Genomic DNA, 17,055 nt, shown 5'->3' with positions numbered 1-17,055 from the left:
CTTAGACGATGCGGACCTTGCGGTCGCCCCAGTAGCGGTCGCGCAGCGCCTTCTTGTAGAGCTTGCCTGTCGGCAGGCGCGGCAGGGCGTCCATGAAGTCGATGGAGCGCGGGCATTTCTGCACCGACAGGTGCTCGCGGCAGAAGGCCATGAGTTCGGCGGCGAGCGCCTCGCCCGGCTCGTGGCCCGGCATCGGCTGGATCACCGCCTTCACCTCCTCGCCGAAGTCCTCGTTCGGCACGCCGAAGACGGCGGCGTCGGCGACCTTGGGGTGGGTGATGAGCAGGTTTTCGCATTCCTGCGGATAGATATTCACCCCGCCGGAGATGATCATGAAGGTCGAGCGGTCGGTGAGGTAGAGATAGCCCTCGTCGTCGACATAGCCGACGTCGCCGACGGTCGACATGGTGCCGTCGGCCGAGCGCGAGGCGGCAGTGCGCTCGGGATCGTTGAAATAGACGAAGGGATTGGCGGTCTTGAACCAGATCTCGCCCGGCTCGCCCTTCGGCGCCGGGTTCATGTCGGCGTCGAGGATGTGCAGGTCGCCCATCAGCACCTTGCCCACCGTGCCGCGATGGCTGAGCCACTGCTCACTGTCGCAGGCGGTGAAGCCCATGGCTTCCGTCGCCCCGTAATATTCGTGGATGATCGGCCCCCACCAGGCGATCATGTCCTCCTTCACCTGCGGCGGGCAGGGGGCCGCGGCGTGGACGGCGATCTCGAGCGAGGAGAGGTCGTAGCGCGAGCGGACCTCGATCGGCAGCTTCAGCATGCGCGAGAACATGGTCGGCACGAGCTGGCTGTGGGTGACGCGGTACTTCTCGACCAGGGCCAGATAGGCCTCGGGGTCGAAGTGCTCCATGACGATCACCGTGCCGCCGCGGCGGATGGCGAGGCCGACGGCCGCCTGCGGCGCCGAGTGATAGAGCGGGGCGGGCGACAGGTAGACCATGTCGTCGCGATAGCGCCAGAGCTTGTCGAGGAAGGTGTAGAGCGGCAACGGTTCGGAGGGTGGGTTCTCGGGCAGGGGCCGCAGGATGCCCTTCGGCCGGCCCGTCGTACCGGAGGAATAGAGCATCGGCGTGCCGAGCGCCTCGTCGGGGATGGGGGTCGGCGGGAAGGCCGCCACCGCGGTGGCGAAGTCGGGATGGACCCTGTCGGCGGGGTCGCCGTCGACCACCAGGCAGAGCTCGACGTTCGGACACTGCTTCAGCGCCTGCAGCGCCACGTCCTTCTTCGACCGCGAGGTGATCAGCAGCTTGGATTCGCTGTTGTTGAGGATGTAGGCGAGCTCGTCCGCGAGCAGGTAGGAGTTCACGCAGGTGTAGTAGAGCCCGGCCCGCTCACCGGCCCCGCAGGCCTCGAGATAGCGGGCGTTGTTCTCCATGAAGATGGCGTAGTGGTCGAGGCGCTTCAGGCCCTGGGCGCGGAGCAGGTGGGCGAGGCGGTTCGCCCGTGCCTCGAAGTCGCGATAGGTGACGGTCTCGCCGGATCCCGTCATGATGAAGGCGGCGCGCCCCGGATGGGCCTCGGCATGGTGCCCGGGATACATGGATCGGCTCTCGTGGGCTGACGGGCGGGTCGGGGAAGAGGCGGCGCGGTCGCCCGCGCCGCCAGGTCTCTCCTCAGGACGTGCTCTCGTTGGAGAGGACGTTGCCGAAGAGCTCGAAGCTCTCGCCCTTGACCCGGGCGAGCTGCACCGACTGGATCGGGTAGAAGTCGGTCGGCGAGGTGTTCACCTTGATGCCGGGCAGCAGCAGCGGCGACTCGAAGGCCTTCAGGTTGGCGGCCTCCTTCATGACGTTCTCGCGCGTCAGGTTGTCGCCGGCCTGCTTCAGGGTCTGCAGCAGGGTGTGGGCGACGGAGAAGCCGAAGTTGTGCCCGTCGTCGCGCATGTCGGCATTGGGCATGTACTTGGCCATGAAGGCCTTCCAGGCGACCACGTCGGGCGAGTTCACCCACTGCGGGTCGTTGGCGTCCTTGCGGTAGAGGGCGACCATGATGCCCTGCGAGTTCTCGATGCCGGCCGGCTTCAGCACCGAGCCGAAGGACGAGGACACGTTGTTGAGGTAGTGGACCGGCTTCCAGGCGATCTCCGCCGCCTTCTTGATCGCCTGCGCCGCGAACTTCGGCGTGGTGATGTTGAAGAACACGTCGGCGCCGGAATTCTTCAGCTGGATCATCTGGCTGTCGACGGTCGGGTCGGTCACCTCGTAGGTCGAGAGCTGGACGATCTTGCGCTCGTTGGCGGCGCCGAGGCCCTGCTTGAAGCCGTTGAAGTAGTCCTTGCCGTAGTCGTCGTTCTGCATCAGCACGCCGATCTTGGCGTCCGGCTTGGTCGACAGGATGTGCTTGGCGTAGATGGCGCCCTCGGTGACGTAGTCCGGCTGCCAGCCCATGGTCCAGGGGAACTGGCGCGGGTTGCCCCACTTGGATGCGCCGGTGGCGACGAAGAGCTGCGGCACCTTGCGCTGGTTGAGATAACGCTGGATGGCGGTGTTGGACGGCGTGCCGAGCGGGTTGAAGACGAGCAGGACCTTGTCCTCCTCGACCAGCTTGCGCACCATTTCCACCGCCTTGGGCGGCGAGTAGCCGTCGTCGTAGGTGATGAAGTTGATCTTGCGGCCGTTCAGGCCGCCGGCGTCGTTGACCATCTTCATGACGGCTTCCGACGTGCGGCCGATGACGCCGTAGGCGGAGGCGTTGCCCGAATAGGGCATGATGTTGCCGATCTTGATCTCGGTGTCGCTGGCGCCGTCGTCGTAGCGCTTCTGGGCGATGGCGGGCGCGAAGACCGGCGTCACGGCGAGGGCGCCGAGGCCGGCGAGGACCGTTCTGCGTTTCATCTCAGTCATGGGGTATTCCTCCGGGTGGATGGTGCGGTCTTCTGTGGCCGCTTGGGGCTTGGACAGTGTCTCGATGCACTGCGGTCAGATCAGGGCGGCGCGTCAGCCTCCCTGGGGTGGTCGCCTCAGCCGCGCCCACAGGGCGGCGAGGCCGCCGGCGATGCCGCCGGGCATGACGTAGATCAGCACGATGAGGGTGATGCCGTAGAGCGTCCAGGGCTGGAGTTCGAGCGGCAGGTGGATCGCCTGGGTCAGCTTCTTCGTCATCGCGTCGGCATATTTCTCGATGAACTGGACGAAGACGCCGCCGATCACCGCGCCGGGGAGCGAGGCGACCCCGCCGACCACCGCGCCGACCAGGATGGCGATCGAGAGCTCGAAGCGGAAGCTGTCGGGCGAGACGAACTCGAAGATGATGGCGTGCAGGGCGCCGGCGATGCCGACATAGAGGGCGGAGATGCCGAAGACCGTCGCCTTGTAGCGCGAGGTGTCGATGCCCATCGTGCCGGCGGCGAGCGTGTGGTCGCGGATCGCCACCATGGCGCGGCCGGGGCGGGAGTTCAGCAGGTTGCGCGCCATCCAGAACATCACGACGGCGACGATCAGCACGACCAGATACATCCACTGGTCGCCGGAGAGCGGCAGACCGAAGGGCGCGTCGGGCTTCAAGAGGTTGATGCCCATGACGCCGTTGGTCAGCGGCTCCAGGTGCTTGTATTTCAGCATCTGGGGCACGGCGATGGCGAGGCCGAAGGTGGCCAGCGCCAGATAGTGACCCTCGAGCCGGAGGGCCGGCAGGCCGAAGAGATAGCCGATGACGAAGCAGAGGATCGCGGCAGCCGGCAGGGTCAGCCAGTAATTGACGCCGAACTGCTCGATGAGGATCGCCGCCGTATAGGCGCCGACGGCGAAGAAGGCGCCGTGGCCGAGGGAGATCTGGCCGTTGAAGCCGGTGAGCAGGTTCAGGCCCAGCACGGCGATCGCGTAGACGATCATGAGGCTGAGCTGCAGGAAGGTGAAGTTCGAGATGAAGCCGGACTTGCCGACGAGGAAGGGCAGGGCGGCGGCGAGGACGAGGAGCCCGAGCAGCAAAGTGCGGGTCAGGTTGCGCGCGCCGTCCGCGGCGGCCGGGGCGGTGGAGGTGATGGCGGTCATGGCTACACCCTCTTGACGGTGGTGCGGCCGAACAGGCCGGCGGGCTTCAGGGTGAGGATGGTGATGACGATGATCAGGGCGACGGTCAGCTTCTCGCCGTTGCCGACGATGTAGATGCCGAAGGTCTTCTCGGTGAGGTTGCCGAAATAGGCGACGAGGTTTTCGAGCACGCCCACCATGAAGCCGCCGAAGACGGCGCCGGCCGGGTTGGAGATGCCGCCGACGAGGGCGCCTGCGAAGCCGTAGAGGAGGATTGAGGCCATCATGTTGGGCTCGAGATAGACGACGGGCGCGACCATGGCGCCGGCGACCGCTCCGACCGCCGCGGCGAGGCCCCAGCCGAGGGCCAGCATCCAGTCCACCTTGACGCCGACGAGGCGCGCCGAGACCGGGTTCTGCGCTGCCGCCCGCATGGCGAGGCCGAGCGGGGTGAAGCGGAAGAAGGCGAAGAGCGCGAAGAGCATCAGCAGCGAGACGACGATCATGCCGATCTGGTGCGAGCCGATATAGCCGGAGCCGGCGAAGGTCACGTTCGGGAAGGGCGAGGGGAAGTTCTTGATCGTGTGGCTCCAGATGCCGCCCGCCAGCGAGTGGAAGATGGCGAGGAGACCGATGAAGACCACGACGATGGAGAGCACCGAGGCGTTGTGAAGTGGCCTCAGGATGACCCGTTCGATGGCGACGCCGAGGAGGAAGGAGAAGAGGATGGTGAAGCCGAGGGCCGGCCAGAACGGAAAGCCCCACTGGATGAGCTGCCAGCAGATATAGGTGGAGAACATCGCCATCTCGCCCTGGGCGAAGTTCAGGTGGTCCGTCGCCGTGAAGATCATCACCAGGGCGAGGGCGACGAGCGCATAGATCGCTCCCGACGCCAGTCCCGATGCGATCTGCTGGATCAGCTGTTCCATGCGTCTTCCTCTGTCCTCTGCTGCCGGCTCAGTAGCCGAGGTAGGATTTGCGGATGCCCTCGTCGTTCTTCAGCTCGGCCGAGGGCCCCGACATGACGACGGTGCCGGTCTCCAGCACGTAGGCGTTCTCGGCGAGGTTCAGCGCCAGCGCCGCGTTCTGCTCGACGAGGAGCATGGAGACGCCGGCCTCCTCGTTGATCCGCCGCATGATGTGGAAGATCTCCTGGACGATGAGCGGGGCGAGGCCGAAGGAGGGCTCGTCCAGCAGCATCAGCCGGGGGCCGAGCATGAGGGCGCGGGAGATGGCGAGCATCTGCTGCTCGCCGCCGGAGAGCGTGCCGGCCTGCTGGGCGATGCGCTCCTTCAGGCGGGGAAAGTAGGTGAAGACGAGGTCGAGGTCGCGCTTCACGCCGGACTTGTCGCGCCGGCCGTAGCTGGCGATCTTGAGGTTCTCCTCGACCGAGAGGCCGACGAAGGTGCCGCGGCCCTCCGGCACGTGGGCGACGCCGAGGCGGGTGATGTCCTCGGTCGCCATCCGCTCGATGGGCCGGCCGTCGAAGACGATGCTGCCCTCGCGGCGGACGAGGCCGCTGATGGCGCGCAGCGTCGTCGTCTTGCCGGCCCCGTTGGCTCCGAGCAGGGTCGTGATGCCGCCCTGCGCGAGCGTGAAGCTCAGCCCGTGCAGGGCTTCCGTCGCGCCGTAGTAGGCCTTGAGGCCGCTGATCTCGAGAAGAGGCGCCATGGCTCAGGCCCCCGTCCCGAGATAGGCGCGGATGACCTCGGGGTCGCGCTGCACCTCGGCGGGCGTTCCGTCGGCGATCTTCTTGCCGAAGTCGATGGCCACCACCTTGTCCGAGACGGACATGACCAGGCTCATGTGATGCTCCACCAGCAACGTGGTGACCTTCTGGATTTCGACGACGCGGCGGATCTGCTCCTTGAGGACCTCGATCTCGTCGTGGTTGAGGCCGGCGGCCGGCTCGTCGAGGAGGAGGAGCTTCGGCCGCGCCGCGAGGGCCCGGGCGAGTTCGACGCGCTTGCGGATGGGGAAGGGCAGGGGACCTGCCGGCATGGCCGCGAAGGGCTCGAGGCCCATGAAGGCGACGAGCTCGCGGGCGCGGTCCTCGATCGCCTTCTCCTCGGCGGCGACGCCGCTCGCTCTGAGCACCGAGCGCAGGAAGCCGGCATGGGTCTGGCTGTGGCAGCCGACCTTGACGTTGTCGAGCACCGACATGCGGTCGAACAGCGCGACGTTCTGGAAGGTGCGCCCCATGCCGATCTCGGCGATGGCATGGCGGGGGGCGTTCATGATCGAGCGCCCCTCGAAGAGGATGTCGCCCTCGTTGGGGATGTAGAGGCGGCTCAGGCAGTTGAACAGCGTCGTCTTGCCCGCCCCGTTCGGGCCGATCAGCCCGACGACGTGACCGGGCATGACATCGAACGAGATGCCGTTCAGTGCGATGATGCCGCCGAAGCGAACGGAGATGTCACGGACGGCCAGGAGTGGCGTCTGGACGGATTCCGGATGTGCGTCGGCAAAGCCAACGGATGTCATTGGCCGTTATCCTCCCTGGAAGCCTTGCGCTTTTTGCGCTGCCGTTTTCGGCGCGGCCTTATCGTTGATGGCAGTGTGATCAGATATGCGCGGCGGCTGCAATGCCTGCTGGGCCGCTTTCTCGGCGTGCCGCAGTGCGGCACAGGTCGACGACATACTCGCCGGTACGTTGCCGGGGCGGGCAAAAAGAATGAAATCTCATTCCATTAGCCGAAACTGCCGGGCGTGGGCCCGGCGCCGCCCTCTTTCCAAAGACGGAGGTGATTTCGCGGTGCGGGACGTGCGTGGGCAGGCTTCGCGTCAGGCCGCGGAGGCGAGAATCCGGTTGCGGAGCGTGCCGAGACCGGCGACCGAGAGCTCGATCACGTCGCCGTGGGAGAGGAAGCGGTCGTGCTCCAGACCGCAGCCGCCGTTCACCGTTCCCGAGCCGAAGACCTCGCCCGGCCTGAGGGTCTCCGATCGCGAGACATAGGCGATCATGTCCTCGAAGGAATGCAGCATTCCCGCGGTGCTGCTGTCGGTCCAGACTTGGCCGTTGACCCGCGCCGTGGCCGCGAGGCCGTAGGGGTCGGGCACCTCGTCGGCGGTGAGGATGTAGGGGCCGAGCGCATTGCCGGCGTCGAAGCTCTTGCCCTTGGCGGGGCCGAGCATGCCGGCCATTTCCGCGAGCTGGGCGTCGCGGGCGGAGAAGTCGTTGAAGATCGTGTAGCCGAAGATGTGCCGGCCGGCCTCGCCGAGGTCGATGTTGGACCCGCCGCCCCACAGGACGGCGGCGAATTCGAGCTCATAGTCCATCAGCTTCGAATAGTCGGGCCAGACGATGTCACTGTCCGGGCCGACGATCGAGAAGCGGTTGGTGAAGTAGTAGATCGGCCGGTCGCGATAGACCTTCGGCACCTCGGCGTCGGGCTTCAGCGCCTGGGCGGCGGCTTCGTCACCCTTGGCGCGCGCGATGATCCGCCTCATTCCCACCGGCGCGTCGAGGATGTGGCGGGGGAAGACCGAGAAGTCGCGCACCTGCGGCGGCACGGGGATCGGCGCCAGCAGCCGCACCCGCGACAGCGGCCGGGCGATGTCCTCGTCGATCTTGTGGGTGGCAGCGAGGTCGCGAGCCTTATCGAGGGCCCGCGGCCCCGCCTCGATCAGCGCCAGCATGGAGCGGAAGGCGGTCGCCGGCACATGGTCGCGGTGGGCGGCCGTGGCGAGGTCCAGCACATGCTCGTCGCCCTCCGGCCCGATGATGCAGCCGAGGCGGTCGCGGCCGTGCGAGCCGACGAAGGTGACGAGCTTCATGGGTCTCAGTCCTCGAAGATGGCTACGGCGCGGCAGAATCCGGCTGAGGCTTTGTGGATCTTGAACGGGAAGCAGGAGATGGTGAAGCCGGTGGGGGGCAGTTGGTCGAGATTGGTCATCTTCTCGATATGGCCATAGGCGCGGACCATGCCGGCGCGATGGCCCTCCCAGATGAGGCCGGCATCGCCCGTCTCGGCATATTTGCGCGCGGTGTGGACGAAGGGTGCATCCCAGCTCCAGGCGTCGGTGCCGGTGATCCTCACACCGCGCTCGGTCAGGTACAGCGTCGCCTCCCGCCCCATGCCGCAGCCCCGGCCGACATAATCCGGCTCGCCGTAGCGGGCGCCGGCGGCGGTGTTGACCACGACGATGTCGAGCGGCTGCAGGGTGACGCCGGTACGCTTCAGTTCCGCCTCGACGTCGGCCGGCGTTGCGACATAGCCGTCTGGGAAATGGCGGAAATCGAGCTTCACACCACGCTGAAAGCACCAGTCGAGCGGCATCTCGTCGATGGTCCAGGCGGGCTTGCCGCCATCGGTGGTCGAATGGAAGTGATAGGGCGCGTCGAGATGGGTGCCGTTATGGGTGGAGACGTTGAGCTGCTCCACCGCCCAGCCCTCGCCGCCGGGGAGGTCGTCCTGCGTCAGGCCGGGGAAGAAGGGGAGGATCTGGGCGACGGACTGCTTGTGGTCGACATAGGTGATCGAGGGCAGGGCCGAGGGCGGATCGGAAGCGATGTCTGCGCGCAGGGCCACGGAGAGGTCGATGATGCGGCGGGGCAAGTGAGGTCTCCTCGAAGGGGAAGTCGCAGGTTCAATGATCGTCGGGCGGGGTGGCGGCGAGAGCCTTGAGCCCGGCCGCGGCGAAGATGACGGCGCGGGACAGCATGGCGTCGGTGTCCTCGTCGCGCGCAGCTCCTTCCGACAGGCGGTCGGCGCGGCCGGTCGGGGCCATCTGGGTGAGGGCGGCGCCGACGACGAAGAGATAGCCCCAGGTTGCCTCGGCGCGCCCGAGGTCGGGGAGCGCCACCATCAGGGCGGCGATGAAGCGCTCGGCCATGGGATCGTAGCTGCGGGCGACGAGGCCCTTCTGCCAGTCTCCTTCCGCGGTGCTGGTGGCGAGAATGAGGGAGGCGAAGCGGCTGCCGCCGCGGCTCGGATCATGGCCGGCCTCGATGGTCGGGCGCAGCAGCGCCTCCACGATGTCCTCGACGGTCGGCCGGCCGCGCGCCAGCATCACGTCGAGCCGCGCCAGCCGGATGCGGTTGATGGCCCCGGAGCGGCGGGTGAACATGGCCTCGAACAGGCCTTCCTTGGTCTTGTAGTGATAGTGGAGGAGCGCCTGGGCGACGCCCGCCGCCTCCGCGATGGCGCGCATCGAGGCCCCCTCGAAGCCGCGCGCGGCGAACAGGGCCTCCGCCGCGTCGAGGATGTCCTCCTTCGCGGTCGCCTTGGCAGTCCCGGCAGCTTGCCCGGCCATGCGCCCTCTCGCTGATCGTGCGATCAGTCAAGGCCATCGGGGCACCTGGCTCAAGATCGCCGAACAGGGGAGGGCGCGTCAGCCCCCGGAGGCGTTGCGCTTGCGGGTGGCGGCGGCTTTCCTGGCCGAGGCCGAGCGCTCTGCCGCGCTGCGCGAGGCGCTGGCCTCGCCGCCCTTCGCTCCGCCCCGCTTGGCCGAGGCCTTGGTGTCGGCCTTGCCGCGGCCGGAGCCCGACTTGTTGCCGCCGCCGCTCTCCTTGTTGACGGTCGCCCAGGCAATGGCCTCGGCCCGCTTCTCCGAGGTCCCGCGCTCCTCGTAGCTCTTCTCGATGTGCTCGGCCTTGCGCTTCTGCTTGTCCGTATAGGCCGACTTGTCGCCCTGGGGCATCGCCGCCTCCTGTTCGGGGGAATGTTCAAGAGCCAACCGGTGGGGCAGGCTCCGGTTCCAGCTCTTCGACCGGAGGTCCCATGGCCGCGACGCAAGACGGACCCATCCCGCTGAGGATGGTGAAGGCCAACGGCATCGCCATGCGCGTCGCCGAGCTGGGGGAGGGCCCGCTCGTTCTGTTATGCCACGGCTGGCCGGAGGGCTGGGCCTCCTGGCGCCACCAGATGCGCGCGGTCGCCGCGGCCGGCTACCGGGCGGTTGCCCCCGACATGCGCGGCTACGGCCATACCGACGCCCCGGCTGAGATCGAGCGCTATTCCATCCTCGACCTCGTCGCCGACCAGGTTGAACTCGTGAAGGCACTGGGGGCGGAGAGCGCGGTGGTGGTCGGCCACGACTGGGGCGCGCCCGTCGCCTGGCACTGCGCGCTGCTGCGCCCGGACGTCTTCCGCGCCGTGGTCGGCATGAGCGTGCCCTGGACGCCGCCAGGCTACAGCGACCTGCTGACGGCGCTGGAGAAGCTCGGCATCCGCGACTTCTACATGCAGTATTTCCAGGCTCCGGGCGTCGCCGAGGCCGAACTCGACCGCGATCCCGAGGATAGCCTGAAGCGCATCTATTTCGACGGGTTCGGCGACCGGACCGGCCGCCGCAAGTCGATGATCCGCCTGAAGACGCCGGGCGGCATCATCGCCAACACCGATCCGCCGGGAGAGCTACCCCCCTGGCTGCCGCCGGCGCACATGGCGTATCTTGCCGGACAGTTCGCCCATTCCGGCTTCCGCGGCGGCCTCAACTGGTATCGCAACCTCAGGCGGAACGCGGCGCTGACGGCCCCCTGGCGGGGCCAGCCGATCCGCCAGCCCTCGCTCTTCATCGCCGGCACGAACGACGGGGTGATGCATTTCCCCGCTTCGAAGGCGCAGATCGAGGCCTATCCGAAGACGTTGCCGGGCTGCCAGGGCGTGCATCTCATCGAGGGGGCAGGCCACTGGATCCAGCAGGAGCGGGCGGACGAGGTGAGCGGGCTCCTGACGGGGTTCCTGGCGGGGCTGGATTAGGAATCGCTGCCGACGGTGCGCCAACAGCGAGCCTCGAAGGACGCAACCGGATCTTGCAGGGTGCCCCCGGACCAAGGAAAGGCGGGCGGAGCCGGCAGGAGCCCGTTCCAAGCATGCGGAGTTCAAGTCGTGGATGGCCGGGACGAGCCCGGCCATGACGCGACAGGGACAGGCGACGGCCTCACCGCGCCGGCACGAGCCTTTCCTTGCCGACACCTTCCTGGCCGGCAATGGTCCAGGTGCCGTCGAGGGTGCCGTCGTCGTTGATGCGGTAGACGATCAGGCCGACGGACTCGCCGAGCTTGTAGGCGGCCGAGAGCACGTTGCCCTGGCGCATGCAGAACCCTTGCGTCGGCGGCGTGTTGACGATGGTCCAGCGGATGCCGCAATTGCCGCCGGCCGTGCCGCTGATCACCGCCACGCCGCGATAGCCCGTGCCGTTGCCGTTGTCGCCGACGACCTGGTAGCGGCCGGTGAGCTGCTGTGCGGCGGCCCCGCCGACGCTCGCCATGACGATCGCCAGTCCGGCCACCAGCGCCCTGTTCTTCACCATCGTCTCCCCCTGAGGATTGGGTCCGCGCTTTCTCGCGGCCGTCTCCATGATCAGCATGGTTCCGGGCCGTTGTCACAGGGCGCGGGGTGGAAATTTCGCCGCATCCGGCTTGCGGCTTTCCCCGCCGCCCGCTATCTCGCGCTGATCACGCGACATCCAATTCGACGCGGCGCGGCACCGCCGGTGCACGCGGCACTCCAGGGACGCCCCACGCCATGGCTCGCCAGTTCGCCTACCACATGTCCGGCCTGACCAAGGCCTATCCGAACGGCAAGAAGGTCCTGGAGAACGTCCACCTGTCCTTCTATCCGGACGCCAAGATCGGCGTGCTCGGCGTCAACGGCGCGGGCAAGTCGACCCTGTTGCGCATCATGGCGGGGATGGACAAGGAGTATACCGGCGAGGCCTGGGCGGCCGAGGGCGTGCGCGTCGGCTACCTGCCGCAGGAGCCGCAGCTCGATACCAGCCTCACCGTGCGCGAGAATGTCATGCTCGGCGTCGCCAAGAAGAAGGCGATCCTCGACCGCTACAACGACCTCGCCATGAACTACTCCGACGAGACGGCCGACGAGATGGCCAAGCTCCAGGACGAGATCGAGGCGCAGGGCCTGTGGGACCTCGACAGCCAGGTCGACCAGGCGATGGATGCCCTGATCTGCCCGCCGGACGACTGGGCGGTGGACAAGCTCTCGGGCGGCGAGAAGCGCCGCGTCGCCCTCTGCCGCCTGCTGCTCGACCAGCCGGAAGTCCTGCTGCTCGACGAGCCGACCAACCACCTCGACGCGGAGACGACGGCCTGGCTGGAAGGGCACCTGAGGACCTATCCGGGCGCCATCCTGATCGTCACCCACGATCGCTACTTCCTCGACAACGTCACGGGGTGGATTCTCGAGCTCGACCGCGGCAAGGGCATCCCCTACGAGGGCAACTACTCCTCCTGGCTCCAGCAGAAGCAGAAGCGCCTCGTGCAGGAAGGCCGCGAGGAGGAGACGCGCCTGAAGGCGCTGCAGCGCGAAGCCGAATGGATGGGGTCTTCGCCGAAGGCGCGGCAGGCCAAGAACAAGGCCCGCATCCAGCGCTACGACGAGCTGGTCAAGAAGGCGGCCGAGGCCGGCCCGACCACGGCGCAGATCATCATTCCGATCGCCGAGCGCCTCGGCAACAACGTCATCGAGTTCAAGGACCTGTCCAAGGCCTTCGGCGACAAGCTGCTGATCGACAACCTGTCGTTCCGCCTGCCGCCGGGCGGTATCGTCGGCGTCATCGGCCCGAACGGCGCCGGCAAGACCACGCTGTTCCGCATGATCGCCGGCCAGGAGACGCCGGACGGCGGCGAGATCATCGTCGCCGACAACGTCAAGCTCGGCTATGTCGATCAGTCGCGCGACGCCCTCGCCGACGGCAAGACCGTCTACGAGGAGATCTCCGGCGGCAACGAGATCCTCTATCTCGGCAAGCGCGAGATCAACGCCCGCGCCTATTGCGGCGCCTTCAACTTCAAGGGCGGCGACCAGCAGAAGAAGGTCGGCCAGCTCTCCGGCGGCGAGCGCAACCGCGTCCATCTCGCCAAGATCCTGCAGCGCGGCGCCAACGTCCTGCTGCTCGACGAGCCGACCAACGACCTCGACGTCGACACGCTCAGGGCGCTCGAGGAGGCGCTGGAGGACTATGCCGGCTGCGCCGTCATCATCAGCCATGACCGCATGTTCCTCGACCGCATCGCCACCCACATCCTCGCCTTCGAGGGCGACAGCCACGTCGAGTGGTTCGAGGGCAATTTCCAGGACTACGAGGAGGACAAGAAGCGCCGCCTCGGCACGGATTCGACCATTCCGAAGCGCATCCAGTACAAGAAGTTCGCGCGCTGAGGTGGCGGATGGCCGGCGCTACGATCATCCGCCTCGCCGGCCCTGAAGACCACGGGGCCATCGCCGCCATGAACAGGGCGATGGACCTCTTCTACAATCCGGAGCTTCCGCCGAGTTCCGCCGACGAAGTCTCCGCCCTGATGCGGCGGATCGAGACCGACGATCATCTGGGATCTCTGGTGGCCCTCGCGTTCAGCGAGGGTCGGCCCGTCGGCATCGCCTTCTTCGTGCTGGTTCATCCGGGACGGCGCCTCGGCGGTGTGCTCTTCGTCAAGGATCTCTTCGTCGTCGAGGACATGCGGGGAGCCGGCACCGGCGAGGCGCTGATGGGCTTCCTCGCACGCTTCGCCCGCGACAAGGGCATCACCCGCATCGACCTCACGGCGGAGCCGCAGAATGCCGGCGCCCAGCGCTTCTACGAGCGGCTGGGGATGAAGGTTCGGCCGGCGATCTACTACCGGCTGGAGGGGGAGGGGGTCGACGCCCTGGCCGGGGAGGGCCGAGGAGACGCGCCGGGTTTCATTCCACCGCCAGATCCGCCGCACTGAGCCAGAACACCTCGCCCTCGCTCTCGGCCGAATCGAGCCAGAGGAAGGGCAGGTCGTATTCCCCCTCGAGGATGTCGCGGCCCGTGCCGATCTCGCAAAGGAGGCCGCCGTCCGGCGTGAGGTGGTCGGCGGCGGAGGCGAGGATGCGGCGGACGAGGTCGAGCCCGTCGGCGCCGCCGAGATGGGCCATGACGGGTTCGGCCCGGTATTCCGCCGGGAAGGCGTCGACCTCGGCCTTGGCGACGTAGGGCGGATTGGCGACGATGAGATCATAACGCCGGCCGGCGAGCGGCTTGAAGAGGTCGCCCGCGACGAGGTGGACGCGATCCTCCATTTCGTGGTCGGCGACGTTGAGCTTCGCCACCTCCAGCGCATCTTTCGACAGGTCCACCGCGTCGACGGCTGCGTTCGGATAGGCCATGGCGGCGAGGATGGCGAGGCAGCCCGAGCCGGTGCACAGGTCGAGGACGCGGGTGATCTCGAAGGGATCGGGAATCGGTCCCGCGCCGTCCTGCGTCAGGGCGCCGGTCATCATCATCTCGCCGAGATAGGAACGCGGCACGATGACCCGCTCGTCGACCCGGAACGGCACGCCCTGGATATAGGCGCGGCCGACGAGATAGGGGGCCGGCTTGCGGGTGGCGATGCGGGCTTCGATGAGGCCGATCAGCCGCTCGCGCTCGGGGCGGGTGAGCCGCGCCTCGAGCCAGGGGCCGAGCTCGTCGACCGGCAGGGAGAGGCCCTCCAGCATCATGAAGGCCGCCTCGTCCAGGGCGGTGGTGGTGCCGTGGCCGTAGACCAGCCGTGCCTGGGCGAAGCGGGTGACGGCGTAGCGGACGAGGTCGCGCAGCGTCAGGAGTTCGTCGGCGGGCGAGAGGGCCATGAAGTATATTCCGAAACGGGCGAAAACCACGCCCCCGCGCCCTGCTAAAGCCTCGCCGGCGCCGCTTCAAGCCTCGTCTGATGCCATGGGGCGGATCGACGCGCGACGATCACGAAACCGCCATCCGCCTTTCCATCGCCCAAGTCCGGGGCCAAGGTCTCCTTGCGGATCACGGGCTTCGGAGGCATTCTGGACCGAGACCCCGCCGATCCGACAGGCGCATCTTTTTTTGCGTGCGGCGCCGATCTTCTCCGAGGAATGACGAGAGAGCGATTGTGACGATCAAGACCCATTTCCGCGTCGTCGCGCTGGCGGTGGCCATCGCCTCCGCCGTCGTGTCCCCGGTCCTCGCGCAGACACGCAACCAGACCTTCGAACCGCTGGGGGCGACGCCGACCTTCCGCGACGCGCTGCGGGGTTCCGTCTACGGCAATGTGCTGGCGGCCCGGCTCGCCTCCAACGTGCGGGACACTTCGGCGGCGTCCGTCTACTGGCGCGCCGCCCTGCGCCAGGACCCGCGCAACAACGAGATCCTGGAGCGCGCCTTCGTCACGACGCTCGCCGACGGCAATGTCGACGAGGCGGTCCCGCTGGCCGAACGGCTGATCCAGATCGATCGCGGGCACCGCCTGGCGCGTCTGACCCTCGCGATGCGGGCGATCAAGGCCAAGCAGTTCCAGACTGCGCGGACCCACCTCACGGCGGCGCCGCGGGCCAATGCCGACCTCACCTCGGCCCTGCTCATCGGCTGGACCCACGTCGGGTCGGGCGACGCGCAGGCGGGCGTTGCGGTGCTCGACCGGCTCACGGGCGCCGACTGGTACAACCTCTTCAAGAACTTCCATGCCGGCCTGATCCTCGACGCCGCCGGCCGTCGGGCCGATGCAGGACGGCGGCTGGAGGAGGCCTACAAGCAGGACCCGACCATCCTCAGGATCGTCGACGCCTACGGCCGCTGGGCCTCGCGCGCCAAGACGGCCGACGATGCGCGGCAGATCTTCGCCGCCTACGACAAGGTCATCCCCAACCATCCCGTCATCGTCGCGGCGCAGGAGCGGCTGAACCAGCCGGGCGGAACGCTGCCCATGCTGGTGCGGACCAGTCAGGCGGGCGCCGCCGAGGTGCTCTACGGCCTCGGCTCGGCGCTGTCGCGGCAGGGCGGCGAGGACCTGGCCCTGATCTATCTGCAGCTCGCCCGCTGGCTGGAACCACAGCAGGACATGGCGATCCTGTCGCTCGCCGACCTCTACGAGTTTCTGAAACTGCCGCGCCGGGCGATCGCCGTCTTCGAGGCCATGCCGGAGAGCTCGCCGCTCTACCGCAACGCGCAGATCCAGCGCGCGCTGAACCTCGAACAGCTCGACCGCACCGACGAGGCCCGCAAGGCCCTGGCCGAGCTCATCACCCGCAACCCGCAGGACCTCGAGGCGCTGCAGGCGCTCGGCAACATCCAGCGCGCCCGCAAGATGTTCGGGGAGGCGGCGGAGACCTATTCGAAGGCGCTGGCGCTGATCTCCGATCCGGGCCCGCAGCACTGGATCTACTTCTACTTCCGCGGCATCGCCTATGAGCGCACCAAGCAGTGGGCGAAGGCGGAGGCGGACCTGAAGAAGGCGCTCGAGCTCATCCCCGAGAACAATGCCCGCGGCCGGGCGCAGGTGCTGAACTATCTCGGCTATTCCTGGGTCGACCAGGGCATCAACCTCGAGGAGGGCCTCGCGCTGGTGCGCAAGGCCGTCGAGCTGACGCCGGAGGACGGCTACATCGTCGACAGCCTCGGCTGGGCCTATTACCGCATGGGCCGCTACGAGGAGGCGGTGGCCGAGCTGGAGCGGGCGATCGAGTTGAAGCCGGAGGACCCGGTGATCAACGACCATCTCGGCGACGCCTACTGGAAGGCCGGCCGCGAGCTGGAGGCAAGGTTCCAGTGGAACCATGCGCGCGACCTCAAGCCGGAGCCGGACGACCTGCCGCGCATCCTCGACAAGATCGCCAACGGCCTGACCGACAGCCCGGTCCAGACCAGCCGCAACACCGGCGAGGGGCCGGCTCCCAAGCCGAACTGAACCGACCGGCCGGCCCATGCCGCCCGCCCTCGTCGCGCGCGCGCCCGCCAAGGTGAACCTGACGCTGGCCGTCAGGGGACGGCGGGCCGACGGCTATCACGACCTCGAAAGCCTCGTGTTCTTCGCCGCCGCTGGCGACGAGTTGCGCTTCTCTCCAGGGGGGGAGGGCATCTCGCTCGTGGTGCGCGGCCGCACGGCGGCCGACGCTGGACCACCGGGGGACAACCTCGTGCTGAAGGCGGCGCGGCTCCTCGCCGACCGCGTGCCGGGCCTGCCGCACGGTACCTTCACCCTTATCAAGCGGCTGCCGGTGGCGGCGGGCCTCGGCGGCGGCTCGTCGGACGCGGCGGCGGCGCTGCGGCTCCTCGCCCGCGCCGCCGGTCTCGTCCCGGACGATCCCCGCCTGATGGATGCCGCCCGGCTGACCGGCTCCGACGTTCCGGTGTGCCTCTC

At 68.0% G+C, this 17,055-nt stretch carries 17 protein-coding genes; 5 read left to right on the top strand and 12 right to left on the bottom strand.

Features of this window, described 5'->3' with window-relative positions:
* Position 1 precedes the first annotated feature (1 nt).
* The 10 genes from ACT6XY_RS14220 to ACT6XY_RS14175 form a co-directional block, all read right to left on the bottom strand.
* Positions 2 to 1,552, bottom strand: coding sequence for an AMP-binding protein (locus tag ACT6XY_RS14220; RefSeq protein ID WP_444748979.1), 1,551 nt, complete (start codon positions 1,550 to 1,552; stop codon positions 2 to 4).
* Between the two features lie 73 nt (positions 1,553 to 1,625).
* Positions 1,626 to 2,855 carry an ABC transporter substrate-binding protein gene (locus ACT6XY_RS14215; RefSeq protein ID WP_444748978.1) on the bottom strand — a complete coding sequence of 410 codons (1,230 nt, stop codon included), beginning with the start codon at positions 2,853 to 2,855 and terminating at the stop codon, positions 1,626 to 1,628.
* A 93-nt stretch (positions 2,856 to 2,948) separates the two neighbouring features.
* On the bottom strand, positions 2,949 to 4,001 hold the full coding sequence (locus ACT6XY_RS14210; protein WP_444748977.1) for a branched-chain amino acid ABC transporter permease: 1,053 nt from the start codon (positions 3,999 to 4,001) through the stop codon (positions 2,949 to 2,951).
* A gap of 2 nt (positions 4,002 to 4,003) precedes the next feature.
* Positions 4,004 to 4,909, bottom strand: a complete 906-nt coding sequence (locus ACT6XY_RS14205) for a branched-chain amino acid ABC transporter permease (protein ID WP_444748976.1) — start codon at positions 4,907 to 4,909, stop codon at positions 4,004 to 4,006.
* Positions 4,910 to 4,937: 28 nt separating this feature from the next.
* The gene (locus ACT6XY_RS14200) at positions 4,938 to 5,651 is read right to left on the bottom strand and encodes an ABC transporter ATP-binding protein (RefSeq protein ID WP_444748975.1); all 714 of its coding nucleotides are present in this window, start codon (positions 5,649 to 5,651) and stop codon (positions 4,938 to 4,940) included.
* A gap of 3 nt (positions 5,652 to 5,654) precedes the next feature.
* Positions 5,655 to 6,464, bottom strand: coding sequence for an ABC transporter ATP-binding protein (locus ACT6XY_RS14195; protein ID WP_444748974.1), 810 nt, complete (start codon positions 6,462 to 6,464; stop codon positions 5,655 to 5,657).
* A 300-nt stretch (positions 6,465 to 6,764) separates the two neighbouring features.
* On the bottom strand, positions 6,765 to 7,757 hold the full coding sequence (locus ACT6XY_RS14190) for a fumarylacetoacetate hydrolase family protein (protein WP_444748973.1): 993 nt from the start codon (positions 7,755 to 7,757) through the stop codon (positions 6,765 to 6,767).
* Between the two features lie 5 nt (positions 7,758 to 7,762).
* On the bottom strand, positions 7,763 to 8,539 hold the full coding sequence (locus tag ACT6XY_RS14185) for a cyclase family protein (RefSeq protein ID WP_444748972.1): 777 nt from the start codon (positions 8,537 to 8,539) through the stop codon (positions 7,763 to 7,765).
* 31 nt (positions 8,540 to 8,570) lie between these two features.
* Positions 8,571 to 9,236, bottom strand: coding sequence for a TetR family transcriptional regulator (locus ACT6XY_RS14180; RefSeq protein WP_444748971.1), 666 nt, complete (start codon positions 9,234 to 9,236; stop codon positions 8,571 to 8,573).
* A 78-nt stretch (positions 9,237 to 9,314) separates the two neighbouring features.
* Positions 9,315 to 9,623, bottom strand: coding sequence for a plasmid stabilization protein (locus tag ACT6XY_RS14175; protein ID WP_444748970.1), 309 nt, complete (start codon positions 9,621 to 9,623; stop codon positions 9,315 to 9,317).
* An 80-nt stretch (positions 9,624 to 9,703) separates the two neighbouring features.
* Between ACT6XY_RS14175 and ACT6XY_RS14170 the strand changes: the two genes are divergently transcribed.
* On the top strand, positions 9,704 to 10,684 hold the full coding sequence (locus tag ACT6XY_RS14170; RefSeq protein ID WP_444748969.1) for an alpha/beta fold hydrolase: 981 nt from the start codon (positions 9,704 to 9,706) through the stop codon (positions 10,682 to 10,684).
* A 181-nt stretch (positions 10,685 to 10,865) separates the two neighbouring features.
* Here ACT6XY_RS14170 and ACT6XY_RS14165 read toward each other — a convergent pair whose 3' ends face one another.
* Positions 10,866 to 11,237 (bottom strand): hypothetical protein, encoded by a 372-nt coding sequence (locus ACT6XY_RS14165; RefSeq protein ID WP_444748968.1) that lies wholly within the window; start codon positions 11,235 to 11,237, stop codon positions 10,866 to 10,868.
* 215 nt (positions 11,238 to 11,452) lie between these two features.
* Between ACT6XY_RS14165 and ettA the strand changes: the two genes are divergently transcribed.
* On the top strand, positions 11,453 to 13,105 hold the full coding sequence (gene ettA, locus ACT6XY_RS14160) for an energy-dependent translational throttle protein EttA (RefSeq protein WP_444748967.1): 1,653 nt from the start codon (positions 11,453 to 11,455) through the stop codon (positions 13,103 to 13,105).
* An 8-nt stretch (positions 13,106 to 13,113) separates the two neighbouring features.
* The gene (locus tag ACT6XY_RS14155) at positions 13,114 to 13,653 is read left to right on the top strand and encodes a GNAT family N-acetyltransferase (protein ID WP_444748966.1); all 540 of its coding nucleotides are present in this window, start codon (positions 13,114 to 13,116) and stop codon (positions 13,651 to 13,653) included.
* On the opposite strand, the gene prmB is transcribed toward ACT6XY_RS14155, so the two are convergent.
* Positions 13,625 to 14,536 carry a 50S ribosomal protein L3 N(5)-glutamine methyltransferase gene (gene prmB / locus ACT6XY_RS14150; RefSeq protein ID WP_444748965.1) on the bottom strand — a complete coding sequence of 304 codons (912 nt, stop codon included), beginning with the start codon at positions 14,534 to 14,536 and terminating at the stop codon, positions 13,625 to 13,627. The two genes, ACT6XY_RS14155 and prmB, sit on opposite strands and share 29 nt — an antisense overlap.
* A 275-nt stretch (positions 14,537 to 14,811) precedes the next feature.
* On the opposite strand from prmB, the gene ACT6XY_RS14145 reads away from it, so the two are divergent.
* Together ACT6XY_RS14145 and ACT6XY_RS14140 are read left to right on the top strand one after the other, a co-directional pair.
* A complete protein-coding gene (locus tag ACT6XY_RS14145; protein ID WP_444748964.1) occupies positions 14,812 to 16,602 on the top strand; it encodes a tetratricopeptide repeat protein in 1,791 nt (596 codons plus the stop codon).
* Positions 16,603 to 16,618: 16 nt separating this feature from the next.
* A partial coding sequence (locus ACT6XY_RS14140) for a GHMP family kinase ATP-binding protein (RefSeq protein ID WP_444748963.1) occupies positions 16,619 to 17,055 on the top strand: 437 nt, incomplete at its 3' end.

This window comes from Phreatobacter sp., assembly GCF_052440005.1.
Classification (GTDB): Bacteria; Pseudomonadota; Alphaproteobacteria; order Rhizobiales; family Phreatobacteraceae; genus Phreatobacter.
Note: the sequence above shows the minus strand (reverse complement) of the source record. Positions and strands in the feature narration are given on the sequence as shown.